The 25,506-nt window shown below is 35.9% G+C and carries 28 protein-coding genes; 6 read left to right on the top strand and 22 right to left on the bottom strand.

Translation table 11 applies throughout. The features are described 5' to 3' along the window. Window positions 1–103 precede the first annotated feature (103 nt). From WQ54_RS30965 to WQ54_RS30955, 3 genes are all read right to left on the bottom strand, one after another. Window positions 104–1,066, bottom strand: a complete 963-nt coding sequence (locus tag WQ54_RS30965) for an ROK family glucokinase (protein ID WP_046590720.1) — start codon at window positions 1,064–1,066, stop codon at window positions 104–106. 157 nt (window positions 1,067–1,223) lie between these two features. Continuing rightward, on the bottom strand, window positions 1,224–1,418 hold the full coding sequence (locus WQ54_RS30960; protein ID WP_046590718.1) for a YqgQ family protein: 195 nt from the start codon (window positions 1,416–1,418) through the stop codon (window positions 1,224–1,226). 341 nt (window positions 1,419–1,759) lie between these two features. After that, the gene (locus tag WQ54_RS30955) at window positions 1,760–3,223 is read right to left on the bottom strand and encodes a spore germination protein (RefSeq protein WP_046590717.1); all 1,464 of its coding nucleotides are present in this window, start codon (window positions 3,221–3,223) and stop codon (window positions 1,760–1,762) included. Between the two features lie 180 nt (window positions 3,224–3,403). Between WQ54_RS30955 and WQ54_RS30950 the strand changes: the two genes are divergently transcribed. Continuing rightward, complete coding sequence (locus tag WQ54_RS30950; RefSeq protein ID WP_046590715.1) at window positions 3,404–4,282, top strand: hypothetical protein; 879 nt, start codon at window positions 3,404–3,406, stop codon at window positions 4,280–4,282. Here the strand turns inward: WQ54_RS30950 and WQ54_RS30945 are convergent. The 7 genes from WQ54_RS30945 to WQ54_RS30920 form a co-directional block, all read right to left on the bottom strand. After that, window positions 4,272–5,813, bottom strand: a complete 1,542-nt coding sequence (locus WQ54_RS30945) for a rhomboid family intramembrane serine protease (RefSeq protein ID WP_046590712.1) — start codon at window positions 5,811–5,813, stop codon at window positions 4,272–4,274. The two genes, WQ54_RS30950 and WQ54_RS30945, sit on opposite strands and share 11 nt — an antisense overlap. Before the next feature lie 227 nt (window positions 5,814–6,040). Further along, on the bottom strand, window positions 6,041–6,208 hold the full coding sequence (locus WQ54_RS34095; RefSeq protein ID WP_156178278.1) for a hypothetical protein: 168 nt from the start codon (window positions 6,206–6,208) through the stop codon (window positions 6,041–6,043). A gap of 300 nt (window positions 6,209–6,508) precedes the next feature. Continuing rightward, complete coding sequence (locus WQ54_RS30940; RefSeq protein ID WP_046590710.1) at window positions 6,509–7,318, bottom strand: DUF92 domain-containing protein; 810 nt, start codon at window positions 7,316–7,318, stop codon at window positions 6,509–6,511. Window position 7,319: 1 nt separating this feature from the next. Then, complete coding sequence (locus WQ54_RS30935) at window positions 7,320–7,877, bottom strand: 5-formyltetrahydrofolate cyclo-ligase (RefSeq protein WP_046590708.1); 558 nt, start codon at window positions 7,875–7,877, stop codon at window positions 7,320–7,322. A gap of 491 nt (window positions 7,878–8,368) precedes the next feature. After that, a complete protein-coding gene (rpmG, locus tag WQ54_RS30930; RefSeq protein WP_046590706.1) occupies window positions 8,369–8,518 on the bottom strand; it encodes a 50S ribosomal protein L33 in 150 nt (49 codons plus the stop codon). A 98-nt stretch (window positions 8,519–8,616) separates the two neighbouring features. Next, window positions 8,617–9,828, bottom strand: coding sequence for a glycosyltransferase family 4 protein (locus WQ54_RS30925; protein ID WP_046590705.1), 1,212 nt, complete (start codon window positions 9,826–9,828; stop codon window positions 8,617–8,619). After that, window positions 9,821–10,285 (bottom strand): hypothetical protein, encoded by a 465-nt coding sequence (locus tag WQ54_RS30920; RefSeq protein ID WP_046590704.1) that lies wholly within the window; start codon window positions 10,283–10,285, stop codon window positions 9,821–9,823. The genes WQ54_RS30925 and WQ54_RS30920 overlap by 8 nt, the downstream gene beginning before the upstream one ends. A 278-nt stretch (window positions 10,286–10,563) precedes the next feature. Here WQ54_RS30920 and WQ54_RS30915 point away from each other — a divergent pair, with 278 nt between their 5' ends. Next, a complete protein-coding gene (locus WQ54_RS30915; RefSeq protein ID WP_046590702.1) occupies window positions 10,564–10,923 on the top strand; it encodes a hypothetical protein in 360 nt (119 codons plus the stop codon). Next, window positions 10,920–11,423, top strand: coding sequence for an endolytic transglycosylase MltG (locus tag WQ54_RS30910; protein ID WP_046590700.1), 504 nt, complete (start codon window positions 10,920–10,922; stop codon window positions 11,421–11,423). The genes WQ54_RS30915 and WQ54_RS30910 overlap by 4 nt, the downstream gene beginning before the upstream one ends. Window positions 11,424–11,559: 136 nt before the next feature. On the opposite strand, the gene phoU is transcribed toward WQ54_RS30910, so the two are convergent. The 9 genes from phoU to WQ54_RS30865 form a co-directional block, all read right to left on the bottom strand. Then, window positions 11,560–12,219, bottom strand: coding sequence for a phosphate signaling complex protein PhoU (gene phoU / locus WQ54_RS30905; protein ID WP_046590699.1), 660 nt, complete (start codon window positions 12,217–12,219; stop codon window positions 11,560–11,562). A 108-nt stretch (window positions 12,220–12,327) separates the two neighbouring features. Then, on the bottom strand, window positions 12,328–13,140 hold the full coding sequence (pstB, locus tag WQ54_RS30900) for a phosphate ABC transporter ATP-binding protein PstB (RefSeq protein ID WP_046590697.1): 813 nt from the start codon (window positions 13,138–13,140) through the stop codon (window positions 12,328–12,330). A 26-nt stretch (window positions 13,141–13,166) separates the two neighbouring features. After that, window positions 13,167–14,045, bottom strand: coding sequence for a phosphate ABC transporter permease PstA (gene pstA, locus WQ54_RS30895; protein ID WP_046590695.1), 879 nt, complete (start codon window positions 14,043–14,045; stop codon window positions 13,167–13,169). Between the two features lies 1 nt (window position 14,046). After that, the gene (pstC, locus tag WQ54_RS30890; protein WP_046590694.1) at window positions 14,047–14,994 is read right to left on the bottom strand and encodes a phosphate ABC transporter permease subunit PstC; all 948 of its coding nucleotides are present in this window, start codon (window positions 14,992–14,994) and stop codon (window positions 14,047–14,049) included. A gap of 70 nt (window positions 14,995–15,064) precedes the next feature. Beyond that, a complete protein-coding gene (locus tag WQ54_RS30885) occupies window positions 15,065–16,045 on the bottom strand; it encodes a PstS family phosphate ABC transporter substrate-binding protein (protein WP_046590692.1) in 981 nt (326 codons plus the stop codon). Between the two features lie 300 nt (window positions 16,046–16,345). Further along, the gene (locus WQ54_RS30880; protein ID WP_046590691.1) at window positions 16,346–17,635 is read right to left on the bottom strand and encodes an MFS transporter; all 1,290 of its coding nucleotides are present in this window, start codon (window positions 17,633–17,635) and stop codon (window positions 16,346–16,348) included. A gap of 234 nt (window positions 17,636–17,869) precedes the next feature. Further along, window positions 17,870–18,478 carry a superoxide dismutase SodA gene (gene sodA / locus WQ54_RS30875; protein ID WP_046590689.1) on the bottom strand — a complete coding sequence of 203 codons (609 nt, stop codon included), beginning with the start codon at window positions 18,476–18,478 and terminating at the stop codon, window positions 17,870–17,872. 165 nt (window positions 18,479–18,643) lie between these two features. After that, window positions 18,644–19,126, bottom strand: a complete 483-nt coding sequence (locus WQ54_RS30870) for a DUF456 domain-containing protein (RefSeq protein ID WP_046590688.1) — start codon at window positions 19,124–19,126, stop codon at window positions 18,644–18,646. A 91-nt stretch (window positions 19,127–19,217) separates the two neighbouring features. Then, on the bottom strand, window positions 19,218–20,858 hold the full coding sequence (locus WQ54_RS30865) for a Na/Pi cotransporter family protein (protein ID WP_046590687.1): 1,641 nt from the start codon (window positions 20,856–20,858) through the stop codon (window positions 19,218–19,220). A 230-nt stretch (window positions 20,859–21,088) separates the two neighbouring features. On the opposite strand from WQ54_RS30865, the gene WQ54_RS30860 reads away from it, so the two are divergent. Next, window positions 21,089–21,868 carry a DUF1189 domain-containing protein gene (locus WQ54_RS30860; RefSeq protein ID WP_046590686.1) on the top strand — a complete coding sequence of 260 codons (780 nt, stop codon included), beginning with the start codon at window positions 21,089–21,091 and terminating at the stop codon, window positions 21,866–21,868. 504 nt (window positions 21,869–22,372) lie between these two features. Here WQ54_RS30860 and WQ54_RS30855 read toward each other — a convergent pair. Continuing rightward, a complete protein-coding gene (locus WQ54_RS30855; RefSeq protein WP_046590684.1) occupies window positions 22,373–22,876 on the bottom strand; it encodes a hypothetical protein in 504 nt (167 codons plus the stop codon). Window positions 22,877–23,118: 242 nt separating this feature from the next. On the opposite strand from WQ54_RS30855, the gene WQ54_RS30850 reads away from it, so the two are divergent. Next, a complete protein-coding gene (locus WQ54_RS30850) occupies window positions 23,119–23,454 on the top strand; it encodes a hypothetical protein (RefSeq protein WP_046590682.1) in 336 nt (111 codons plus the stop codon). 92 nt (window positions 23,455–23,546) lie between these two features. Continuing rightward, window positions 23,547–24,695, top strand: a complete 1,149-nt coding sequence (gene ispG / locus WQ54_RS30845; protein WP_156178284.1) for a flavodoxin-dependent (E)-4-hydroxy-3-methylbut-2-enyl-diphosphate synthase — start codon at window positions 23,547–23,549, stop codon at window positions 24,693–24,695. 73 nt (window positions 24,696–24,768) lie between these two features. Here ispG and WQ54_RS30840 read toward each other — a convergent pair whose 3' ends face one another. Together WQ54_RS30840 and WQ54_RS30835 are read right to left on the bottom strand one after the other, a co-directional pair. Continuing rightward, entirely contained in the window at window positions 24,769–24,984 is a 216-nt protein-coding gene (locus WQ54_RS30840) for a hypothetical protein (protein WP_046590678.1), read from the bottom strand. A gap of 112 nt (window positions 24,985–25,096) precedes the next feature. Further along, complete coding sequence (locus tag WQ54_RS30835) at window positions 25,097–25,492, bottom strand: DUF4190 domain-containing protein (RefSeq protein WP_197089703.1); 396 nt, start codon at window positions 25,490–25,492, stop codon at window positions 25,097–25,099. Between the last annotated feature and the right edge of the window lie 14 nt (window positions 25,493–25,506).

Here is a 25,506-nt window from a genome sequence, read left to right as displayed (position 1 = left end):
TTATGTGCATCTGCCTTTGGAATTAGGGAATTTCAATTACAATAAACAAAAGGAGCACTCTCTAATTAGAGGCTCCTTTTTATTATCCCGAATTAGTCATTGTTTATTTATCAGTAAGCTTAGTTTTTGCTAACCAAGCACCGCCAATTACCCCTGCATCATTCCCAAGTGTTGCAACTGTAATTGACGCAGCATCTCCTACTCGCGGGAAGGCAAAACGTTTAAAATAATGTTCAACTTTTTGAATTAATTGATCTCCTGCCTTCGAAACTCCGCCGCCAATAACAATTTTTTCAGGATTTAATCCATTTGATACATTGGCAAGCATTAAGCCAAGATGATAAGTAACATAGTCAATTATTTCCTCTGCAACTTCATCGCCCTGCTGAAGTGCCTCAAATACATCCTTTGAAGTTAATTCATTGATGTTTAGTTTATGTAAGACACTTTCTTTGTCAGACGAAGCAAGCATTTCTTTTGCTATTCTCACAATTCCAGTAGCCGAAGCGATCGTTTCAATACAGCCAGTTTTACCGCAATTACATGGTGCGCCTCCTTCTGGAACTACTGTGATATGCCCAATTTCGCCGCCAGCCCCGTTAACACCATGGATGACCTCTCCATTTGAGATAAGTCCTCCGCCTACACCTGTTCCGAGTGTGACACAAATTAAGTCTTTTGCACCGTCTCCAGCACCCTTCCACATTTCACCAATCGCTGCGATATTCGCATCATTATCGATTACAGCTGACAGTCCTGTTTCCATTTCAAGATGATCTCTTAAAGGGTAATCCTTCCAACCTAAGTTTACAGTCTCATAAATGAGGCCGCTTGCTAAATTAACCGGTCCAGGAGCTCCCATACCAATCCCGGCAAGCTTTGATTTTGGATACCCAAGCTCATCTAATTTTGAATCAATTGCTTTTGCAATATCTGTTGTAATTTCTTTACCAGATTTGTCTGTTGGAATTTCCCACTTCTCTACAATTTCACCATAGTAATTAATAAATGCCATTTTAATTGTTGTTCCACCCAAATCAATACCAACTAACCACTGTTCATTCAAAAAAATCACCTTTTTCTACTATTATATATATGCTTTTCGTAACCGTTTTCATTTAGGCTCTTTTTACCTATCGCTCCAATACAAAACGTAGGATTCCTTTTCGTGGGGATAGGTAACTATTCATTTTATATGACTTACGGATTACGTTATTACTGAATTACCCTTTTAATCTTTGAACTTCCTGTCTTAACAAAAGGATGGCCATTTGAAAGTCCTTTGGATCAATCAGATTTGATTGGTATATCTGCCTTAATTCATCTTCCATTAATTCTAAATCAGCAATTCGATCCCCAATATAAATGATCGTTCCAAATTTTTTTAGAAGCTGTTGTACATCATAAACTGTTTTCACCTAATCACCTGCTTCCATTTGTCTATCCTTGTTTAAATTAATTAGGAATCAGTTCATTCTGCTAAAGAATGTAGCTCCTTCTTTAAAGTATAAAGGAATTGAACCATGCGTCAAGAAAACGTTTTTTCATTTTAAAACTTTTTTATACATGCTGTTCCTTAAGTTCGAATTTTATTGAAGTTCCACTTCATTAACTATAGCAGTGGAACTTCTGCGTTATCTCCTCCAAAATAAAATAGAGCTGTCCTAAAAAGGTTAATCCTTTTTAAGACAGCTCTTCTTTCATCTTAAACTTACGGAGATCATTGAGGAAAGCTCCTCTAAGAAATATATGGATGGCTTTATCTGTCCGGGTCCTTAGGATGTAAAAACGGCGGACGTCTGTTCTTTAAAGGCATTGGCGCTCTTAATAAGACATCTCTCATTCCACGATAATTAAACGGAATTAATGGATAAAGATATGGTACGTTAAATGATTTCATGCGTGCGAGCATTATCACCCAGCAGGTGATCCCAGCAACTAATCCAATAACGCCCAGCCATGCTGTAAAGAGCAGTAAAATTATTCGAAAAATACGGTTTGCAAGTCCAAGCTCATAGCTTGGTGTGGCAAACGTTCCTATTGCTGCAATAGATAAATAAAGAACGACCTCATATGTTAATAGTCCAACTTCAACAGCTACCTGCCCAATCATCAAGGCAGCAACTAATCCTAGTGCAGTGGCTAATGATGATGGTGTATGGATAGCTGCCATCCTTAGAACATCTATCCCGATCTCTACCAGTAAAAATTGGATTAGCAACGGAATTTCCCCATGATCATTGACACCGATGAAATCCATTCCAGAGGGTAACAGTTCTGGATTTACCGCAAATAAGTACCATAAGGGCAAAAGAAAAAGCGAGGCCCAAACTCCTATAAAGCGAACGAATCGTAAATAAGCTCCAACTACGGGTTTATTTCGATATTCCTCAACATGCTGAAGATGATGCCAAAATGTTGTTGGTGTAATAAGAGCGCTTGGTGAACCATCCACGAAAATAATCACATGGCCCTCGTACAGATGTGCTGCTGCCGTATCTGGTCTTTCTGTGTACCGAACCATTGGATAGGGGTTTAAATGCCTGCCTGCGATAAATTCTTCTATTGTTTTCTCTCCCATTGGCAAACCATCGGTATCAATTGCTTTTAGCGATTTTTTCAGGTCCTCAACATGCTCTAAATCAGCAATATCCTCTATATAACAAATAACTACATCTGTCTTTGATCGTCTGCCAACCTGCATGTATTCCATTCGTAAAGAACGGTCTCTTATTCTTCTCCTTGTTAAAGCCGTGTTAAAGACGATTGTTTCTACATAACCATCTCTGGAGCCACGTACTACCCGCTCCATATCAGGCTCTTCAGGACCTCTGACTGGATATGTCCTAGCGTCAATTAAGATGACCTCGTTAATCCCATCAACAACTAGTGCGGTAGGCCCTGCTAAGACCGTATGAACAATCGAATTTAAATCATTTGTTTTTTCAATTTCAACATATGGAATATACGTCTTTAATAACTTTTCAAGAGTGTTTTCCTCAAGCTGCTCCTGCACTAGACGAGATAAATATTTCATTAAATAATGAAGTATATCATCCTTCACAAATCCATCAACCATGAATAATGCCATTTTTCGATCTGCATATTCAAGGTCCAGACGGATCACATCAAAACTTTTCTTTACACCTAAACGTTCAGATAAATAATCTATATTTTCCTGAAAGTCTTTTGACACGTATTTCTTTTCTCCCTCATATGTCATAAGATATCTCCATTTCGTTACACAATTTGTTACTCATCCTAGACGAAAATATGGAAAAACATACCTGTAATGACATTTTGTTTTTGCATCTTTTCTTCTTATTAAGCTCCTTCTTTACTCATATTTTGAGCGAGTTTCTCATACACTTTAGCAACCTGTCCTACTTCGGAGTTGATGTAAATGCGGTCAAAATGGATCTTTGTCCTATTATTAGCCCTAATTACTTCTGGTTTTCTTTATGCTTTCTATCATGGAAAATCAGTTCGTGAGAGTATTATTTTTTTCCCGATCGATGAATCAGTAATTTTCGAGAAAGCCTCAACTACACTTCAGTTTATTGGAAAAAATCATGATGACGAATATACAATTAATTGGAATGTTACCTCTCTAACAAATAAAGAGATTTTTTTAAGACAAGATATTTCATTGTTATTCGCGGATGGTAAATTATTTGATACTCTATCCAAATGGGAGGATCATAGCCAAAAACTTGCACAGGATAAAAAGATAAAAGGGGGAGACAGCAGCTATTATCAAGCCATCAGTTTACATTATGGAGAAATTCATTTGGAAAATGATCTTATTCGCAGTCAACATCAAATGACACGCGATCATTTATATGTAATTGATTCCGAATATACAAATAGGTTTGCTTTTAAAAAGCCGCATACAGAGGAAGAACAGGAGTGGAAAAATATCCTTGACAAAGTAACAGAAAAGCAACTTGAAATGAGTTGGAAGCAATTAATTAATTTTTATCATATCAAACAAGAGGAATATGAAACGATCCCGTTAATCGAGCTTGCCGCATACAATACTAAGCCGCTCTTAGGTTTAACTATGGCGAAAACACAGGAAGTGATTGGCAGCCTGTGGGAGGGGTTATATAAAAATTATTTTCTTGGGCTTAAAACAAAAGAAGGCAAGGTGATTTCCCAAATTGGCAGCACAATGCCTCTTCTTTTAATAGCTAAAGATAATTCACATATTGTTATTCTTATCCAAGCTGAAAATGGCCTTCCATTTAAGCTGATTCAGAAGATTCAGCTTAACGAATAATTCTTTCTTTAAAAGCTAAATAATTATCATTTGACGGATCATGTTCCAATGCTTTGTTTACCTGTTCCAAAGCTAATGACATATTACCGGCGTTTGCATATAACACGCCAAGGTTATAATGTGCTTGATGGTAAGTATCATCATCTGCAATAATTTGTTTTAAATGCCCCATCGCCTGATCATATTTTTTCAATTCAATTTCAGTTACTGATAATAGAAATAAGACATCATTTGAATCATTGTTCGTTTTGATCGCTTTATTTAAGTATGTGTAGGCCTCTTCATATTTTTCACCCTGTATAAGCTCTTGCCCTTGAAGGACCATATACTGAGAATGCTGGTCTTTGGCGTCTTTGAGACCATTTTGTACCATGACGGCCATTAATGCCACAGTCAACACTATTCCTAAAAGCCTCAGGGGAATTTTCTTGGTCTTAGGAAGCTGAACAATCAGTGCAGCTAAAAAGCCTCCGATTAAACCGCCAATATGTCCGGCATTATCGATATTCGGTATCGCAAACCCAATTGCTATATTAATAGCAACGATTACTAAAAGATTCGAGCCCATCGTTCTAAAAAACACTTTCGGATTAAGGACCCCTATGTATAGTAACGCACCAAAACAGCCAAAAATGGCCCCTGAAGCTCCTGCAGAAAGGAATGGACTAAATGCAAAGCTGACAATGGAACCAGAAATGCCTGCAACTAAATAAATAAACAAAAATCTTGATGAACCATATGCTCGTTCTACTGCAGGGCCAATAAAATAAAGTGCAAAGCTATTCATCAATAAATGAAGAAACCCAATATGAAGAACAATAGGCGTCACAAAACGCCACCATTCCCCTTCAAAAATCAGCGGATTAAATTTAGCACCAAACCGAATTAATGTTTCTGTATTAGTGCTTCCCCCAAATAGTTCAAGAACAAGAAACATCATAATTTGCAACCCTAAAAAAACATATGTCCAAAATGGCTTGCCATATTGAAAGACTTTTCGTTCTTCTTCTCTTTGTTGATTATGATAGGTAATGACATGATTCCTTACTTGCTGAATATCTTCGATTTCAATATTTTCCTGGAAACTCTCAATGTCAAGCCTGATCGGTATATGTAATGCTTCAGTTAGTTTTGATAATTCTTTCTCTTTCTCCTTCTCATCCTTTACTAACAAGCATGAAGTAATGTCAATCTTCCCTTTTGATCTGCTATATCCCTTTACAAATTCTTCTGGTAAATCATCTACGGGCGGCAAGGACGTCACATAAATATTCATTACATGAATCGGGCCTCTTACCCCATTTCTTAATAGATGTTCAAACTTTTCCCCAGCTTGTTGAATATCTTGAGCAATCGTGTTTCCCCAATCAATGTCCATTCTCCTCAATCGAACAAGTGTAAATTGTTTTTGCTTATACGGCTCAAGCAAAACCTCTTGACCATCCTGAGATAGCGCCAAAATGGTATACCTCTGTTCAATCACTAGCTGTTCGATTAGCTTCCAATATAAATAATCCTGTTCTAACACCATATTATCCGCTCCGACCATCAGTTTTCTTCATTATATCAAGATTTAAAAACGAAAAGGAAGAATCCTGCTTATGGCTAATCCTAAGAAAAGAGACTGCCTCAAAAAGGATTGACTCCTCAAACAAACACGAGTAAGATATAGGACTTCAAATTTTTACATCCTATTGTTTGTAATCAAGGGGTCTGTATTCTTTGGCTTTGAGACAGCCTCTAATCTGAAATTCATTTTTAATGAAAGGCGCGATTGACAAAACGATCTCTCAAAAACGGAACTCTCATTGATAATTGAATAAAAAATCTGCGTAGCTCTGGCTGACCTAATACAAAATTTACAATTTGATATCGATATCGATATATCGCAAATGATCCTGCCATTAGCATAATAAGTCGTCTCATTTACATCCCTCCTATTCTTATCATGAGTAGGAAAGAGCTTTTTTATCCTTTTTAAAATGACAATATTGTCCTTTAACACGAAAGCTAAAATTATGTATTGTTTATTTAAAGCTATAAAGTGAGACTCCAACAGTTTGGTTTTCTTCAGCACAATTGTTGATTAGCGAAACCTATCACGCTAAAACAGCTACATCCTTATGTCCCGTCTGACTTAATCAACCTGACCTTCGCAGGATATTTCCCCTTGCCGACACTTATCCTCAACTTCTCTTAGCATTTCTGTATTATTGATGGGGAAATTTACTGCCCGTTGATATGGGATAGGAGGATGAATGCCAATAACGAAGACAAAATGATGGATAGGAAATTAACCGCATCATTATTTAGAAAACTAAATTTCGTCTGTTTTATGCCAGAAGTTTCACAATGATATTGCTTTTCCGTTATTTTTCCACACACTTTACACTTATATTTAAGTTGAAATGTCTGCCCCAGCAGAGTGTCAATAAGATTCCCAAGAAAACCGAACGCAATAATCAACACGGTTAAATGGAGTGATAGAGAAAACATAAACCAAGCAAAAATACTGATAAATGAAGCTCCTGCAATAGCAGCACAAGTACCCAGAATTGATACGGCACCTGATGTACCTCTTTCAACCTTTTTCAAGGTTAACAGCAATCTTGGTTTTTGTTTGCTTAGCGTACCAATTTCTGAAGCCCATGTATCTGCATTTGCTGCGGCAATTGAGATGCAAAAGCCAAGTAGCAGCGTTTGCTCTGAGAAAATTTTATCAGTATATTGCAACAGGCCAAGCAGTGCTGGAACTCCTCCATTTGCCAAAACTTGAATGATATCTCTGCGGTCCCCTTTTACCAGCATATCTTCAAGGGATAACTTTTTCGATCGCTGAAACTTGCTTAGCAAACTGGAGCTTGCAAAGAAGCTGCCTAATAATAGAAGTCCCTGAAAGGAAAATCCGAGATAAACAAGGAAACCAACGATAAACGCACCAATTGCTCCGCTGATAGTTAATGATTTTACTTTCCAGCCGCCATAAGCGATCAACAGGATAAATAGCACAGCCATAATGTGACGAACCTCGGGCATCTTAGTTTATTTCCTCACATTCCGTTATGATTTTTGATACCGGGATATCATGTTCCTCCTTTGGTACCTTTTCAACTATTTGCGTCGAAAATGCCAGTGATAATGTATCATTATGATATATCGTCAAATAACGGTCATAGTACCCTCCTCCATAGCCGATACGGTACCCTTTACGATCAAAACAAATTCCCGGTACAATCATCATATCTATTTGATTCGGGCTTATTTCAACCGTCTCTTCTACCTTTGGCTCTAACAAACCAAAGAAGACACGTTCAAGCTGGTTAAAGGAGGCAATCTGTCTAAAAGCCATTATTTTTCCGGCTGGATCACATTTTGGTACAACAATGCGCTTCTTCTCTCCCCATGCCTTTTCAATGATTCTTTTTGTATCAACCTCTCGTCCATTTGAAATTGTCACCGCTATGGTTTGTGCATTCTTCCAAGCTGGCAAACAAAATAATCTTTGCTGGATGTCTTTTGAATAACTCCAATATTCCTCTTCAGTCATTGCAGCCAATTTATTCTTAATGAGGTTTCGTAGCTCTTTCTTATCCATTTACTTTCCTCCTTCCTTTCATTATAGCTGGTAGTGTGAATGGCTATCACTGATTTTATCAAAAATGTACAAACTTAAAATACTATCTGAAAGGATAGATGTACTAGCTCCTTGAACATCCTAGGCAAATTAGACATTTTGAAAGAAGATATTCTGTGCCTTTACTTCCGAATCCGCTAAACCTTATCGAGGCTAGACTGCTTGCAGTTAAAAGCTCGGCGTTAAGCGCCATATCAGCACTTGTACCTCATATACTTGATCTTTTCTAAAAGATTGTTGTTTTTCGTTTTATGTATTATTGCGAAAAATGGTTATTTGAACGAATAAGCGAGACTCGTGAAAGAGCTGTAAGGCAGTTGAGAACCGCAGTAGCCGTACTCCGAGGAGTTCACCGCCCGCTCCTGAGGAAAGCGTGCAACTGAGACTTAATCAAGTAAAGGTATACGAAATACAGCCAAAAAGAAAAACAGTAGGAATAATCATTCCTACTGTTACTTTGTTTCACGGTGTAAAGTCATTTTTTTCTCTCTTGAGCAATATTTTTTAAGCTCAAGACGATCTGGGTTATTACGTTTATTCTTTTTAGAAATATAGTTACGTTCGCCACAATCAGTGCAAGCTAAAGTAATATTCACACGCATGTTTCTTTCCCTCCAAACTTAAAAAACTAATAAAACAAATCAGACTTTAATATAATAGCATTTTTACAAAACAAATTCCATACCATTTTCATTATATTTTATATATCTTCCGAAAAATCTTCTGTTTTTATCATTTTTTTATAAAGATCAATCACCTCAAAAGAAAGATTTGACCAGTTATATATTGTATTTGCAGCCAAATACCCTCTATGAGCAATCTCTTGATATTGTTTAGGATCAGTCAAATAATGCCGAAGAAATTCCCTAAGGTTTCTAACAGTCGCTTCTCCGATTAAGATGCCTCTGTCTTCTTTAAGGATTTCAGCTAGCCCCCCTAAGTGAAATGCAACAACAGGCTTCTCCGTAACCATTCCTTCTAATGCGATAATGCCAAATGGCTCATATAAACTTGGTATGATGACAAGTTCACAATGCTTTAATAATGTATTCCTGGCCGTGTCTTGTATAAAACCTGTAAAATAAACATTCTCTTCTATATGGAGTTTTTTTGCTAGTTCCCTTAGTTCATCTTCATAAGGTCCCTCACCCGCAATAACAAGTTTAATCTGAGGATAATCTTTATGAATATCAGCAAAAGCATCGATTAAAACCTGAAAGCCTTTTTCTTTTACAAGCCTGCCCATTCCAAGAAAATACTTAGATTTCCCAAACGGAATTAATTCCTTCCTTTTAAGTTTGTCCAAATAGTTTCGTGGAATAATCCCATTGGGAATGACTTCAAGCTTGTGCATTGGACATCCAAATTCTTTTTGCAAGACATTGTTCATAAACTGACTGCATACAATAATTCGATCAGAAACCTTGATAAGCTTTGATTCATAATCAGTGATTTTATTAGTTAGTAAATTGTCCTCTCCTAGCTTTCTGCCCCTTTCAGCAGCATGTATTGTTGTAATAAGTGGTTTATGTAGAATTTGTTTTATTTGCTCCCCTGCGAGCCCAGTTAACCAATCATGTACATGGATGAGATCAAAGGATAACTTCATTTCCTGTAATACAAATTGAACAAAACGGAAATTCATATTTCTTATAAAATCCAGGAAGTCCTGTGGACTTCTTTGCCATGATAACAAACGAAAAACATGAACACCATTTTCAATCTTATACGATTCTTCATTTTTGTTCGATATCGTTACAACAATAAAATTTATTCCCCGTTTAGAGACTTCTGAAGTCAGATCTGTTACGTGCCTGCCAAGTCCTCCAATGATGTTTTCTCGATACTCACTTGTGAGAATTAACACCGTGGGATTAAACCCTTCACCCATATTGACACCTTCTTTATTCATAAAGTGTATAACCTGCGTAGGCCTTTAGCCAAAAAGGATCTTCATGAATGACTTTCTTCCATCGATAAGGATGATTGCTGCTCTCTTTAGATTGGATACAATGCAATGAATTTGATCGTTTAACAGTAATCATTTCATTACGAGAGTTAGAAACAACCACTTCACAATCGTAAACACCTGTTGAAAGATGTTCTATTCGTAAAACCCCGCACGACTTACTGATGGGAAAATCAGTGGCATACTGCTCCTCACAGTTTTTATTTAAGATAATTCTTGTATATAAATCTTCAAACTTTTCCCCTAACATATTCTCTAGTAAAAGTTTCGTAGTAGCTCCAATATTCCATGTAATAAGGAAGAAAAAAGGATAAGCAATTATTTTTACAATGTCCTCACAAATTGTCGATTGCCCACGAATATTATAGGTATTGTTTTGACTGTTGTCGTTTCTTTTCATAGCAGCCTCATCTCTCTATTTTATGCTTATCTCTCACTTTATCCCAGCTTAACGGGCAGGAACTCGGAATTTAGATCCGATAAAAAATGCTAACTTTCAGTGGAGAAAACCCCATAGATGGAAGTCTCACTCTATCTTATCATGAGGATAAAACAAGATGTGAACAGATTTCAAAGATTAATCGTCAAAAATCTACATTTTTAGAAAAAATCCCTTCTTTAATTTGGCAATTTATGATATAAAGGTAGAGGGAAATAATCAATTAGAAGGTGAATAAAATGACAGTCATGATTATTATCTTGTTTATAATAAGCATTGCGCTTATCGGCATATCATTTTTCCAGCGCGATAATGTAAAGGAACTAGAGCAGGAGCTAGATCATTTGCAAATGTCATCGATGCAGGAAATCTATAAACTAAAAAAGAAAATGAGGGTGCTTGAAGAAGAACTCTTACAAAATGATACGCCACTTAAGGAAGATTCTAAATCAGCTTCAGATGACAACCAACTAAACACATCTCGTATTTTAGCTAAATATCGTCAAGGTATGTCTATTGAAGCAATTGCCTTATCAGAAGGTACTTCCGTTAAGGAAATCCGTTCAATTGTTGAAAGGAATGAGAGGGTTTTAACATGAGTAAAACTGGATTTCGAGCATTTGCAGCTGGCATGATTGTAGCTACATCTGTACTTGGTGGAACATATTTAATATCTGATAACAAATCTGCATCAGCAGATGAAGAGAATAAGAAAGTAACTCAAAAGGATATTGAATCATATTTGACAAGTAATGGGAAAATTGCTTTGACAACTGGCGAGTATGAAGAATTATTAGCTGCAAAGGATAAAGCAGTACAACAACCAGCAGAAAATAATACACAACAAAAAGAAAGTACTCCAACAGAGACTTCTGAAGAACCGAAAAAAGAGGTCATTAAATATAATCTTGTTGTTAGATCAGGGATGACAACTAGTGAGATTTCTGATTTATTAGAGCAAAATGGGATCATTGATGATTCTTTTAATTTCGATCAATTCTTAATTAAAGGTAAATATCATCAAAGAATTCAACTCGGCACTTTTGCAGTGCAAAGAGGAATGACTTTCCAACAGTTAGCAGATGCCTTAACAAGGTAGAACATAGACATATGAATTCCACGAAAAAACAGCCATTTGATCAACAATGGCTGTTTTTTTGTGGTTTTATCTTAAAACAGATAATGGTAATATATGTAATTCCACAGATGAGTAGTGCACCATAATGATGAATGGTTTAACTATTTAAATCATATCGCTGACCTTTTACTAAGAACATGATATTTTCCGATATGTTTGTTGCATGGTCTGCTGTGCGTTCAATATAACGGCAGATAAATAATAGCTGAGTCAGTTGTTGGGAATTTTCCTTTTTCATTTCCATAAGATCTAAGATATCACGGATTGTTTCCCCATATAGGTCATCAACTTGATCATCCATATCTGCTACTTTTTTAGCTAATACAATATCCTCTTCATTAAAGGCTTTTATGGAAAGAGATAGCATTTCCGACGCAATCTTATGCATTTTTTTAATACTATGGATCGGTTTAACTAAAGGTTCATCACCAATTCTAATCGTTGATTTTGCAATATTAACAGCAAAGTCAGCCATTCTTTCAATATCACTTGAGATTTTGATGGCAACAATTATTCTTCGTAGATCAACAGCCACTGGTTGTTGCTTAGCGATTAACAAGATAGCGATATCATTAATTTCCTCATCTAGCTCATCCACCCTGCTGTCATCATCTATAATTTCTAATGCTTGCTCAATATTTTGATTTTCAAGGGTATCTATTGCTTTGCTAAGTGCAATCTCAGTTAAGCTTCCAATTTCAATTAATTTATCTCTTAAGTTTTTTAGGTCAAACTCAAATCTTTCTCTTACAGACATACTCATACCTCCTTATACTATCTTATTCCCTAAAAATGAGATTTCATAACATGGAAAGCTAGTAATAAAATAAGCCGTGACATTAAATATGCACGGCTTATTTTTTTATTATCCAAATCGACCAGTAATGTAATCTTCCGTTCTTTTATCAGACGGATTTGAAAATAGGCGATCTGTATCCGTATATTCAACTACCTCTCCATTCAAAAAGAATGCGGTACGATCTGAAATACGAGCTGCTTGTTGCATGTTATGAGTTACGATAATTATACTATAATTTTGTTTTAACTCCTGAATTAATTCTTCAACTTTCAATGTAGAGATTGGATCAAGTGCAGAAGTCGGTTCGTCCATTAGGATAACGTCAGGCTCAATGGCTAGACAGCGTGCAATACATAAACGTTGTTGCTGCCCGCCAGACAGCCCATATGCATTTTCCTTTAAACGGTCTTTTACTTCATCCCAAATCGCTGCACCGCGTAAACTTTTTTCTACAATTTCATCAATAACTTTTTTATCTTTAATTCCATGGATTCTAGGACCGTATGCAATATTGTCATAAATAGATTTTGGAAAAGGATTTGGTTTTTGGAAAACCATTCCTACTTCTGTTCTAAGTTCTTCTACTCCATAAGATTTATCGAATATATTCTTTCCACGATAAAGAATTTGTCCAGAAGTACGAACAATTGGAATTAATTCGACCATTCGATTAAGTGTTTTGATATAAGTTGATTTACCGCATCCGGAAGGCCCGATAATCGCTGTTACATCATTTTCATAAATATCAAGATCAATATTTTTTAACGCTTGATCCTTCCCATACCATAAATTTAAATTATCAGTTTTATATACAACATTTTTATTTTGGTTTACTTGTTCATTTTGTGTAGTTTCTCTTTTAATTTTTACACTTTCCATATGAAAACCCCTCCAGATAAAGCTTTTTAATAACGTTTTTGAAACTTATTACGAATTAACACTGCAACTGAATTCATCACAATTAAGAAAATGAATAACACAATAATACCAGCAGCTGCTACATCTTGGAATTCTGGCTGCGGTCTCGCCGCCCAGTTATAGATTTGAATCGGCATTACTGTAAATGTGCTCATTACGTTTTCTGGCAAGTAGTTAACGAAAGCAAATGCACCAACAACTAATAATGGAGCTGTTTCACCTATTGCACGTGAGAAGGCTAAGATGCTTCCAGTTATAATACCAGGAATTGCAGCTGGCAACACAACTCTCATAATCGTTTGCCATTTTGTTGCACCCATTCCGTAGGACGCCTCGCGAAGTTCTTTTGGAACAGAGCGAATTGCTTCTTGTGATGCGACAACAATTACAGGGAGTACAAGGAGAGCCATTGTCAATCCACCAGCTAAAATGCTTCGTCCAAAGTCAAAGAAACGAACAAATACTGTTAAACCTAATAATCCAAAAACAATAGAAGGTACACCTGCTAGGTTTGAAATATTCGTTTGAATAAATGTGTTGATTTTACTCTTCTTTGCATATTCTTCCAAATAAATAGCTGTTCCAACAGATAATATTAATGCAATTGGAATTGTTACAGCCATTACCCATAATGAACCCACAACTGCAGCTTTAATACCGGAACGCTCCGGTCTTCTAGATGCATAATTTTGGAAAAATTCAAGTGAAAAGTAACTAGATCCTTGAGTGAATATCCGATATAAGAGAATTGCTAAAACAACTAACGCGACAAAAGTAGCTGCAAAGAAAATCCATCTAAATGTTTTATTTAACGCTAAACGTCCACCCATTTTGTTTTTTACAATATTTTGATCAATTAATTTCATATTAGTATTCCTCCCTAAAACGTCGGGAAATATATTGTGCCAAAAGGTTTAGGATAAGTGTAAACAAGAATAATGTCATTCCAACTGCATAGATGCTGTAATAAACAGTTGTACCATAACCAACATCCCCGCCGCTAACCTGAACGATATACGCCGTCATTGTCTGAATTGATTGTGTTGGGTCAAATGTTAGCTTTGGAGTAGCTCCGCCAGCTAAGGAGACAATCATTGTTTCACCTATAGCACGAGAAATACCTAATACGAACGATGCAACAATACCTGACATAGCAGCAGGAACTATTACCTTCATCGTTACCTCAAATTTAGTAGCCCCTAAAGCTAAAGCTCCTTCTCTCATGGAATTCGGTACAGAGCTCATTGCATCTTCTGAAAGAGATGCAATCATTGGGATAATCATAATCCCAACAACAATACCAGGGCTCAGTGCATTAAATAATCCTAAATCCGGAACGATTTTTTGCAATAATGGTGTGACGAATGTTAAAGCAAAAAAACCATAAACAATTGTTGGTATTCCGGCTAATACTTCTAATATCGGTTTGATGATTCGTCTTGTACGATCTGATGCATATTCACTCAAGAAAATAGCAGCAGCTAATCCAATTGGAACAGCTACGATGATGGCGATTAATGTAATTAATAGAGTACCTGATACCAATGCACCAATTCCATATGTTGCGCTCTCTTCAAAGAAAGGATACCATTCCTTTGCAGTTAGGAATTCAACGATTGGTACTCTGCTAAAGAAGGTAACTGTCTCAAATATTAAAGTTAATACAATACCTATTGTAGTCATAATAGATATTAGTGCTAAAATAAACAAAATTCCAGGAACCATTTTCTCTACGACTTGATTAGTGCTTTTTTTAGATTTTTTCTCTCTGATTAACTCTCTCACACTAATATTTTGCTGATTTGTTAAAGCCATTTGAAATACCCCTTTCCAAACATAGGAAGAAAGATGAGAAGCAATGCTCCTCATCCGCAATATTTAGTAATTATTTTAAACCCTCAAGAGTTTCAAGTTGTTTTGTATATTCTTCTTCAGGAAGAGATACATAACCAACTTCTTCTGCTAATGCTCCAGCATTTTCAAGGTAGAATTTTACATATTCATATACAGGACCATCTTCTTTGATAGAAGCATTATTCACATAAATGAATAATGGGCGTGAAAGTGGATTGTAATCACCAGATTCAACAGTCTCATTTGTTGGTTCTACAGCTTCACCAGCTTCGTTAACAATTGGAACAATTTTTAAGTTATCTTTGTTTTCTAAATAGTATGCATATCCAAAGTAACCAATTGAATTTTTATCACCAGTAACACCTTTTACTAATGTGTTGTCATCTTCAGATAATGTTGCATTTTTAACGATTGGCTGCTCCTCTAAAATCACTTCGTCGAAGTAATCATAAGTACCAGAGTCAGCTCCAGGTGAGAAGAATTTTATTTCTTCTGCTGGCCAGTCAGGATTAATATCAGACCATTTTTTTGTAGTCCCATCTTCAAGCCAAAGTTTCTTTAAATCTTCTACAGATAATTTATCAACAAAATCATTTTCTTTGTTTACAACAACTGAAAGTCCATCGAATGCAACTTTAAATTCTGTGAATTCAACACCATTATCAGCAGCTGCCTGTTTTTCTTCATCTTTAATTGGACGAGATGCTTCAGCAATATCTATTTCACCTACTGTGAATTTTTCAAATCCGCCGCCAGTTCCAGATACTCCGATTGGTGCTTGTACCTTTGGGTTATCTATTGAAAATTCTTCAGATACAGCTTCACCAATAGGAGCTACAGTTGAAGAACCATCAATGCCGATTTCTCCTTCTAATTCAGCAGATTCTTGCTCAGCAGTTTCAGTATTTCCATTTTCACCTGTAGCCGCATCTTCACCATTTCCACAAGCTGCAGCAAATGCTACAAGTGAAGAGAGGATAATTGATAATGCTAGAAATTTAAAGCTTTTCATTCTTTAATTCCCCCTAGAATATTGGTTGTTTTGTCCTACGTGTATTAGAATAACGCTTGAGTATTAATAACGTTTTAACTTAATGTAAAGGTTTTGTAAATTCGTGATGTAGATTGTCATATTTTGTATGATTTTGGGTATATAAGGTGCGAAAACTGTTATTATACAAAGCGTTTTTATTAGTCTCCTACGTTTACAATTTGCTTATGCATTTACAAAAAATAAAAAAAGAATAGGGAACATTTATGACTGTTTTCCTATTCTTTCCTACTTTTTTATCATAATTGCACTTAATTCCAATTACCCACCGCTATCTCCATCTGCAAGATGCCGTTTACGAATAGGCTTTTGGCCAGTTTCGTCTATAGGTACGGGACTTTCCTCAATTTTCACGTTTCTTACGAAAAAGTAAATAATGAAATGTCCAGCTCCTATAATCGCTAATAAAATAGGGATGCTTTGTTTTTCATTAAAAAAGATAACCGCCGCCAAAAATCCAAGAATTGACATGATGCGTCCTGAGTTTAAAAATATTTCTTTTACAACAATATATTCAATTCTAGCCTTTGCTATATTCCAAGCCCTGCCGATAACATCATATGTTATTGATGAGTAGGGAACTAAAAGCATCGGGTATCCAAATGCGATTAAAACGGCATAAATTAACAGCTTGGTATAGGTCAAATCAAAAAGAAGAATGAAGATGGACAAATAGAGAAAAATCCCCCCCATTAAAATGAACATCTTTCTTTTGGATTTTTTAATGATTTTAGTTGCTAAATAATAAGCCAGAAATGCTGCACTTGAGTTAACCAAACCAAATTTACCAAGCGCTAATTCACTTCCGGTCGTAATAAAAACAAAAACGCCAATTACAAACGCAAAGGTTCCTTCACGAAGTCCCTGAAAAAAATGAGCGTGTAAAATTAGTCTCCAATTTTTATCCTTTTTTCTTTCCGCCAAGATCCGTTTAAATAAATACTCTCCTTCTGCAGGTCTTCTTTTTAAAAAAAAACTAAGAACAACCGCACCGGAAAATAATAATAGTGATATGGAAAAAATAATGGTATATCCTGAGTAATTTACTAACCTGGAGATCACATAGCCTGCTACAATTGGTCCGACCATTCCAGCAGTTGAATTCATAATCCCCATAAAGCCATTAAAAAAGTCTCTTGTTTCAGGTTCTGTTATTTCAAATGTAAGTACATTAAAGGCCAGCCAATAAAAGCCGTACCCGACACCAAGAGTTCCTCCTAATAAAACTAGATATTTTGCTGCTGAATCACCGATCATTAGCACGGTGAGAAAAAAAATTGCCAAAAAAATAACACCAAGCCGAAATACAATGACACGGTCAATCTTTTTAGCCAGCCTCCCTGCGAATATAAACGTGAGCGGCTGCATGACAACTATTGATAAGTTGTATATACCTAAATCAACAAATTCACCTGATTGCTTCCATAGATAGACGTTTACAAAGGTATTGGATAAAGAAATGCTTAATGAGTATAGGCCGCCTATAACTAATAATAAAACTAGATCTTTACTAACATGCACATTACCAATAATCTTTTGCAGTTTTGACATAAGAACTACTCCCCTTCAACTTCTACTACATAGTCTGTCTTATCACTTTGGAGATATGTATTTTTATTAAAATTGATGTGGTTTGGATGTTTCTTATATGAAAGGATGAAGGAAGAGTTCTTATTTTAAAAAGGAAGGAGATCTATCTTTTGATTTTAAAAATGATGTCCCTGTTATGCTTAGTAAAAAAATAAAAAAGAGCCAACAAATGTTAGCTCTTCAATCAAATATATATTATTTTGCAGCGTTATAACGGTTTGCTACTTCATCCCAATTAACTACATTCCAGAAAGAAGCAATGTAGTCTGGGCGACGATTTTGATAATTTAAGTAGTATGCATGCTCCCATACATCCAAGCCTAAAACTGGTGTTTTACCTTCCATTAATGGAGAATCTTGGTTTGGAGTGCTGGTTACTTCTAATTCACCATTGTTTACAACTAACCAAGCCCATCCAGAACCGAAGCGAGTTGTTGCAGCTTTTGCGAACTCTTCTTTAAAGCTGTCATAGCTGCCGAACTTAGAGTTAATCGCATCAGCTAGCTCACCAGATGGTGCTCCACCGCCATTAGGTGAAAGAATTGTCCAGAATAAGCTATGGTTAGCATGTCCACCACCATTGTTGCGTACTGCTGTACGAATTGCTTCAGGAACAGCATCTAAATTAGATACTAATTCTTCAACACTTTTGCTTGCAAGATCAGCTTGACCTTCTAAAGCTGCGTTCACATTTGTGATGTATGTGTTGTGATGTTTTGTGTGATGAATATTCATTGTTTCTTTGTCAATATGTGGTTCTAGTGCATCATATGCATAAGGTAATTGAGGTAATTCATAAGCCATTTTCTATTTCCTCCTTTAATATGTACAAGTCAAAAGCAATGAATTTGCTTTCCAACCTAAGGTTACCAAATTTGGCCGTTACTTTCAATTGAAAAGCACACAACACATCTATCATTTTTTGCTTTTATCAGATAATTATGTACTATATTTTTCAGATCATTGCCCTTATAAAATGACAACAAAAAAATAACCAATCATAATAAGTTGCAGAACACCTTTTGCTACAACACCAGATATAAAACCTATAAGTGAACCAACGCCGCTTTTTATTGACGATGAGAAATCCTTTTTATGAACAATCAATTCGGCAATGACTGCTCCAATAAATGGCCCAAGGATAATTCCCAGAAAGGGGATAACGAATGGACCAACGATTAAACCAATTGTGCTTCCCCAGATTGCAGCTTTGCTCCCTCCAAATTTCTTCACTCCAACTAAATTTGTCAGATAATCTGCAGCAAACAATATGGCAACAAACAACCCTTCAATAATCCAAAAGACAATCGAAAGCTTTGAAAAACCAAACAAAAATCCATATAAAATAAATCCTGCGACAATAAAAACTACACTTGGAATAATAGGGTAAACCAGCCCAACAAATGCAATAATAAACATTAAAACGATCAGAGACCAATATACATATTCCATCATAAAACCTCCATTAGATAGGTACTGGAATAAAAAAAGCAAGGGGTTCCCAAGAATCATTATACCTAATATCGTTTTTATTTCCTAAGCATTAATTTCTATAACCTAAAACTGCCTCTGCGATATTTACCGAATGGTCTCCAATTCGCTCTAAATTACTAATAATATCAACAAATACAATTCCTGCTGAACCTGAGCATTCACCTTCATTAATCCTCATAATATGTTTCTTGCGAAGGATACGCTCAATTTTATCAATTTGTTCTTCAGATTTTAACACCTTGGAAGCTAAAGCTGTGTCTTTATCGTCTAAAGCTATAATTGCATCTTTAAATGTTTGGATGGTTAGTCGGAACATATCCTCTAAATCTTGTTTGGCAGAATCCGTTAATTTCACTTTGTTTGTTAACTGGTAACTAACTAATTCAACTACATTTTCGAAGTGATCCCCAATACGCTCAATATCACGAACTGTATCAAGAAGCATGCTATGCTGTTGAGATTCAGAATTAGACATTTCGTTTCTTGAAATTAATATTAAATAATCTGTAATTTTCCGATCTAAGTTATTAATTGCCTCTTCTAATTGCATAGCAGTATCAGCATGTTTTTTGGAATAGGTTTTTTGATACAAATCGGCTTCTTCCAATCCAAGAGCTGCAAATTTCCCCATTCGCAGCACTTCTTCTTTTGCTTGCCCTAACGCAATAGAAGAAGATTGTTCAATAAAGATTGGATCCAAATGCTTTGGTTTATAATTAATCGATGAATCTTCACCTGGGATAATCTTTGTAGCGATCCAAGCTAAAGCTCCAATAAAAGGGAATTGAATAATAGCATTAAAAATATTAAATGATCCGTGAGCAAAAGCAATCGTCATCTCTGGATTTAATCCCATCATCGCCTGCAAATATTGAATAAAGGAGTAATACAATGGCAAGAAAATCATAAAAATGGTTGTGCCAATTAGATTAAAAAGAACATGTGTTAATGCAGCTCGTCTTGCTGCAATCGATGTGCCAATTGATGCCAAGACTGCTGTTATTGTTGTCCCAATATTATCACCAAATAAAACTGGCAAAGCTGCTTGTAAATCAATAAGCCCTTGTCCAAATAATTCCTGAAGGATTCCAACAGTTGCGCTTGAGCTTTGAACAATAACAGTAAAAACAGTTCCGATTAAAACCCCTAATAACGGATTATCATTCATACTAAGGGTCAAGTCTTGAAAGTCCTGCAAGGATCTTAATGGCTTCATTCCTGAACCCATTAGTTCCAATCCATAAAATAATGCACCTAAGCCTAGAAGGATTTGTCCCATACTATGTAATCGGTTATTTTTAAAGAAGAAAAACATGACTGCTCCAATAAAAATAATCGGTAAAGCATACTCGGAAACATCGATACCTATTATAAAAGCGGTAACAGTCGTACCTATATTTGCTCCCATAATGACACCGATTGCTTGTCTAAGTGTCATAAATCCAGCACTAACTAGCCCGACAGTAATGACTGTTGTACCGCCGCTCGATTGAATTAAGACTGTAACAATGATACCTGCTAGAACACCCATTAATGGGTTAGTTGTAAACTTATCTAGAATATCTCTCAGCTTGTCCCCTGCAGATCTTTGAAGGCCATCGCGCATGATTTTTATTCCAAACAAAAAAATCCCAAGGCCTCCCAGAAATTCAAATATCATTTTCTGGAAATCGAGTTCCACCGCTTTCATCCCCTCATTTAACTTCGTCTTTTGTCGACAAATATCTACAACCCTTACAATTATTAACGATTTTTAGTTTTTTTGTAAAGGCATTTCCTCAAATTCTTTACAAATTATTTGCCATCGCAATAGATAACGCTTTCATAAACTGTTTCATTTCATTAAGTGCGTTCTTTCTTGTATTCTTCTTTATAGGGATATAAAATATAGTCGTATAATGAAGAAGGATGTGTCATCTGATGAATGTATTTAAACAACTGCTTACCAGTCTTTACTCCCCAAAGATCATCTCCACTTTTCGATTTCAAGGGATCGGTAAAACAATACTTTATGTATTTATTTTATCAATATTAAGTACCATACCTGCTGCCTATTATTTGTCAAACGGGCTAACAGAAGGGTTAAAAGGTTTTGACCAAACGCTGACAGATGAATTACCTTCCTTTTCAATTGAGGATGGCAAGCTTTCAGCAGAAGTAGACAAACCGGTTGAAATTAAAAAAGAAGATTTTATTATCATTTTAGATGATACAGCAACATACGGTGAAGATGAAATTGAAGCAAAGGAAAACGCAATCGGCATTTTGCACGATCGATTTGTTTTTGCAGCAAATGGTCAGGCCCAATCATATGAATACAGCCTATTAAATATGTCATTATCTAAAGAAGACCTTATTGAAGTTTCAAAACAATTTAACCAGCTTCTCCCTGTCTTTATCTCAATCTTAATTGTTGGCATCTATTTATTCAGTTCTTTCATTAAATTTATAGAAGTAACGATTTTAGCGCTTTTTGGATTAGCCTTCAAAAACAGCCTTCAAAGAAGATTGAATTTCAAACAGGTTTGGGTATTATCAGCATATGCCTCAACACTAGCAACTGTCTTTTTCTTCATTATGGATGGTTTACAAGTAATCGTACCAAGCGGATTTTTATTAAATTGGTTTGTCCATTTAATCGTCCTTTACTTAACCATAAAAGAAGTGCCAGCATCTAAAAAACACTCAAAACCTGCTTAAATACAAAAGCAGGACATCAATTTCAAGAATATACTTGCATTGCTACTACATCGGACCAGATGAATTTTGAGCTTTCAGCAAGAGTTTCAAGAATCTTATAAAATTTCAAAGCAAATAAAAAAACGCGTTCCCGCGTTTTTTTATTTTATCATATATTGTTTTGTATAATCAGATAATGTTCTTGATAATTTTGTTAGAGTGAGGCCCATTTCTTGGGTACGCTTAATTTGCGTCATTTGTTCCTCAGATCATTTAAGGATTTGCTCAGCACTTACTAATGTCTCTTGAGAAATCGACACAAAACTCTCTGATGATTATGTTTCTAACAAGCAGAATAAGCATAACGGTAGTCATAAAACACTTAATAATACTACGATACCGATAAATGCAGCAAGATCATTAACAGACTTCATATATTTATCAGTTGGTACTAGAATAAGATAAAATCCCTTTAATTCTTGAACTTCCTTAAAGGATATTGTGTAGTCAATACCAGCTATTCTTTTATGCCAAAACGCCATGATCTTTTTTGCGGATTTCGCTTACATGATGATTTGTAAGAGTAACACTTGCATTTTTATTGATTTCCGTTGGTTCTGCAGACTGCTCAGTAACAAGGAAAAATTGTGCAGGCAAACCATCTTGTATTAATGCAGAAGCTTGTCCAGGTACCACAACCTCATTTACTCTTTCCATAAATTTCTCTTGATCCCCAATATAAGCAAAAGCGAGATTCTCAACGATATCTGAGGTCGTGTTAACTTCACGATATAATCGTTCCTCGATAATCTCCATTGTTGAGTCTTTGGACTTATTGTAGGAGGTAAATCCTACAATACTAATTGATATTAATAATAAAGATAAAACCAAGATGATTAACCTTGTCTGAAGAGTCATTTTTGAGAAAATCGTTTGTTTTGCATATTTAAATTTTGTTTTTAGCTTAACGATAGAACGTTTAGGCAGAGGAATTTGTATTCGCTTCAATATGTTTATTCTTTTTGGCATGTTAACACCCCTATCCCAATTCCTTTAAAATTATGACAGGGAAATATTAAGCAAGTGTAAATACCTTGTGAATTTTCGTTATTTTTAGTTATAAAGTCATGATTCTTTTTTATCATATCATCCATTTATTAAATTTATTTCTTCAACCGGAATATTTCTTTTGGACAAGCCATATGCATGAAAGTATTAAGAAGTATTTATTTTTTTATTTATATATTAAACCGGTTATGGAGGACCAAAGAATGAAGCGACTTTTCGTATTTTTACTAATGACTTTCCTTTGTTATATCGTGTATTACGACTTTCAAGTAGGGACATTGCCAGCTCTTAGTATGGCACAGTTGCCTCCAGTATCAGAAAAAGAGCAAAAAATAAAAGAGGAGCCAGCCTCTATCCCCTATTTTGAAGTAAAAATAAAACAAGGCGACACAGTTTTAACCATTATTGAAAAACATCATAACGGTCTTCCTGCCTCAATTGAAGAAATCATCAAAGATTTTGAAGTGCTAAATTCAGATGTAAAAGCAGAAGAGATTTTGCCAGGGGAAACCTACCGTTTTCCAAATTATGAACAGTAGATGATCCTTGTCATTTATGAGTCCTCCCTGTAAAATGAGGATGGAAGTTCATTTAGTAGAATAAATAGCCAAAGTCAATTATCATTATAATGATGAAGTTTTGCATTAAACTTAACTTAAGGAGCGATTTACACGTGAGTGAAATCATACATCGTACTAAAACCCGACCAGTAAAAGTTGGGAATTTAACAATTGGCGGTAATAATGAAGTTGTTATTCAAAGTATGACCACAACCAAAACACATGATGTTGAAGCAACAGTTGCTGAAATCAAACGTTTAGAGGAAGCAGGCTGTCAGATTGTACGTGTTGCCTGTCCTGATGAACGCGCAGCAAATGCAATTGCTGAGATAAAAAAAAGAATTAATATCCCGCTTGTCGTGGATATTCATTTTGATTATAAGCTGGCATTAAAAGCGATAGAAGGCGGAGCAGATAAAATTAGAATCAACCCGGGGAATATTGGGAGAAGAGAAAAGGTCGAAGCTGTTGTAAAAGCGGCAAAAGAACGAAAAATCCCAATCCGAATTGGTGTAAATGCCGGTTCCCTTGAAAAGAGAATTCTTGAGAAATACGGATATCCAACAGCAGATGGGATGGTGGAAAGTGCTTTACATCACATTAAGATTTTAGAGGATTTGGATTTCCACGATATTATTGTTTCCATGAAGGCTTCCGATATTAACCTTGCAATTGAAGCATATGAAAAAGCCGCAATGGCATTTGATTACCCGCTTCATTTAGGTATTACCGAGTCAGGTACCCTTTTTGCCGGTACAGTAAAAAGTGCAGCCGGGTTAGGTGTTATTTTAAATAAAGGGATCGGTAACACGCTTCGTGTTTCATTAAGTGCTGATCCTGTTGAAGAGGTTAAAGTAGCACGTGAGCTATTAAAATCATTTGGTTTAGCTGCAAATGCTGCAACATTAATTTCTTGCCCAACATGCGGCCGAATTGAAATTGATTTAATCAGCATTGCAAATGAAGTTGAAGAATATATTTCAAAAATTAAAGCACCAATTAAAGTAGCTGTATTAGGTTGTGCTGTTAACGGACCAGGTGAAGCACGTGAAGCTGACATTGGGATTGCAGGTGCCCGTGGAGAGGGACTTCTATTCCGCAAAGGAGAAATTGTTCGTAAAGTGCCTGAAGAAACAATGGTTGAGGAACTGAAAAAGGAAATTGATAAATTAGCCGAAGAATACTTTGCAAAGCAAGAAGCGGAAAAATTAAAAGCTTAAGTTTTTAATAAGCGTCAGTACTCTAACTGTTGTTCGAGGACTGACCCTTATTATTTCCTCAATAAAATCCTTACTAACGAGGATCATTATTCACTGGAAGCAAAACAGCACCGATATTACTGCTGGCAGAGATAGTGGTTTCAATATCATCTTTAACTTCTTTTTCTTCATAAAAACGATTATTGATGGCAAAATTGGCTGAATCAGTTTCACTGGCCTGTCTCTCAGGATTAGGACCATTATCGCCCAATAATTTTTGAATCTTCATATTTGCATTGTTTTCATTCATACTCTTTTCCTCCTTCACAACATTTTAAAAATAAAGAGGCAGACCCCTCAACCACACTATTGTGTTTATTGAGGGGTCAATGCCTTAAGTCAATCTCAATATTTTAGTCGTTTTAGAAAAATGGCGTAATAAATATTCCTAAAACGAGGGAAACAGCACCAATACCAATTGCCCATGCACCTAAAGCATTTGCTCCTCTTCTGCGGGCAATGAATCCGACAATGATACCTGCTGCTCCTAAAATAACAGGTAAGATAAACAGCGAGATAATGGAAAGTGCTAAAGCTAAATATCCCATTCCTCTGCCTTGGCCTACTACTTGATTGCGGTCATTGACTCTTTCATCTGCAGCATTGTCTCTGCCTACATTTACCGGCGCCGCTATTTCTGCAGCAGCTTCTGTTTGATAGTCATCGTCAATTTCTCGATCTAGTGGCGTAAATCCCTTGTAATTAAGGTTGTCTAAACGATCGCGTTCTTGATTATCGAACTTATTTTCGTCTGCCATTCAGATCCCTTCCT

It is taken from the genome of Bacillus sp. SA1-12 (genome assembly GCF_000981385.1).
In the GTDB taxonomy this organism is placed as follows: Bacteria; Bacillota; Bacilli; order Bacillales; family Bacillaceae; genus Metabacillus.
Note: the sequence above shows the minus strand (reverse complement) of the source record. Positions and strands in the feature narration are given on the sequence as shown.

What these genes read in the sequence shown, in the direction of transcription:
- WQ54_RS30910 (WP_046590700.1), top strand. Translation starts at nt 10,920, where the DNA reads ATGAGTAAAACTGGATTTCGAGCATTTGCAGCTGGCATGATTGTAGCT.
- WQ54_RS30925 (WP_046590705.1), bottom strand. Translation starts at nt 9,828, where the DNA reads ATGAATAAAGAAGGTGTCAATATGGGTGAAGGGTTTAATCCCACGGTG.
- WQ54_RS30915 (WP_046590702.1), top strand. Translation starts at nt 10,564, where the DNA reads ATGACAGTCATGATTATTATCTTGTTTATAATAAGCATTGCGCTTATC.
- WQ54_RS30885 (WP_046590692.1), bottom strand. Translation starts at nt 16,045, where the DNA reads ATGAAAAGCTTTAAATTTCTAGCATTATCAATTATCCTCTCTTCACTT.
- WQ54_RS30940 (WP_046590710.1), bottom strand. Translation starts at nt 7,318, where the DNA reads ATGCCCGAGGTTCGTCACATTATGGCTGTGCTATTTATCCTGTTGATC.
- pstA (WP_046590695.1), bottom strand. Translation starts at nt 14,045, where the DNA reads ATGAAATTAATTGATCAAAATATTGTAAAAAACAAAATGGGTGGACGT.
- WQ54_RS30920 (WP_046590704.1), bottom strand. Translation starts at nt 10,285, where the DNA reads ATGAAAAGAAACGACAACAGTCAAAACAATACCTATAATATTCGTGGG.
- WQ54_RS30865 (WP_046590687.1), bottom strand. Translation starts at nt 20,858, where the DNA reads ATGAAAGCGGTGGAACTCGATTTCCAGAAAATGATATTTGAATTTCTG.
- pstC (WP_046590694.1), bottom strand. Translation starts at nt 14,994, where the DNA reads ATGGCTTTAACAAATCAGCAAAATATTAGTGTGAGAGAGTTAATCAGA.
- WQ54_RS30880 (WP_046590691.1), bottom strand. Translation starts at nt 17,635, where the DNA reads ATGTCAAAACTGCAAAAGATTATTGGTAATGTGCATGTTAGTAAAGAT.
- WQ54_RS30945 (WP_046590712.1), bottom strand. Translation starts at nt 5,813, where the DNA reads ATGGTGTTAGAACAGGATTATTTATATTGGAAGCTAATCGAACAGCTA.
- pstB (WP_046590697.1), bottom strand. Translation starts at nt 13,140, where the DNA reads ATGGAAAGTGTAAAAATTAAAAGAGAAACTACACAAAATGAACAAGTA.
- WQ54_RS30835 (WP_197089703.1), bottom strand. Translation starts at nt 25,492, where the DNA reads ATGGCAGACGAAAATAAGTTCGATAATCAAGAACGCGATCGTTTAGAC.
- WQ54_RS30955 (WP_046590717.1), bottom strand. Translation starts at nt 3,223, where the DNA reads ATGACATATGAGGGAGAAAAGAAATACGTGTCAAAAGACTTTCAGGAA.
- ispG (WP_156178284.1), top strand. Translation starts at nt 23,547, where the DNA reads ATGAAGTTTTGCATTAAACTTAACTTAAGGAGCGATTTACACGTGAGT.
- WQ54_RS30950 (WP_046590715.1), top strand. Translation starts at nt 3,404, where the DNA reads ATGCGGTCAAAATGGATCTTTGTCCTATTATTAGCCCTAATTACTTCT.
- WQ54_RS30840 (WP_046590678.1), bottom strand. Translation starts at nt 24,984, where the DNA reads ATGAATGAAAACAATGCAAATATGAAGATTCAAAAATTATTGGGCGAT.
- WQ54_RS30935 (WP_046590708.1), bottom strand. Translation starts at nt 7,877, where the DNA reads ATGGATAAGAAAGAGCTACGAAACCTCATTAAGAATAAATTGGCTGCA.
- sodA (WP_046590689.1), bottom strand. Translation starts at nt 18,478, where the DNA reads ATGGCTTATGAATTACCTCAATTACCTTATGCATATGATGCACTAGAA.
- phoU (WP_046590699.1), bottom strand. Translation starts at nt 12,219, where the DNA reads ATGTCTGTAAGAGAAAGATTTGAGTTTGACCTAAAAAACTTAAGAGAT.
- WQ54_RS34095 (WP_156178278.1), bottom strand. Translation starts at nt 6,208, where the DNA reads ATGAGACGACTTATTATGCTAATGGCAGGATCATTTGCGATATATCGA.
- WQ54_RS30850 (WP_046590682.1), top strand. Translation starts at nt 23,119, where the DNA reads ATGAAGCGACTTTTCGTATTTTTACTAATGACTTTCCTTTGTTATATC.
- WQ54_RS30860 (WP_046590686.1), top strand. Translation starts at nt 21,089, where the DNA reads ATGAATGTATTTAAACAACTGCTTACCAGTCTTTACTCCCCAAAGATC.
- WQ54_RS30870 (WP_046590688.1), bottom strand. Translation starts at nt 19,126, where the DNA reads ATGGAATATGTATATTGGTCTCTGATCGTTTTAATGTTTATTATTGCA.
- WQ54_RS30855 (WP_046590684.1), bottom strand. Translation starts at nt 22,876, where the DNA reads ATGCCAAAAAGAATAAACATATTGAAGCGAATACAAATTCCTCTGCCT.
- rpmG (WP_046590706.1), bottom strand. Translation starts at nt 8,518, where the DNA reads ATGCGTGTGAATATTACTTTAGCTTGCACTGATTGTGGCGAACGTAAC.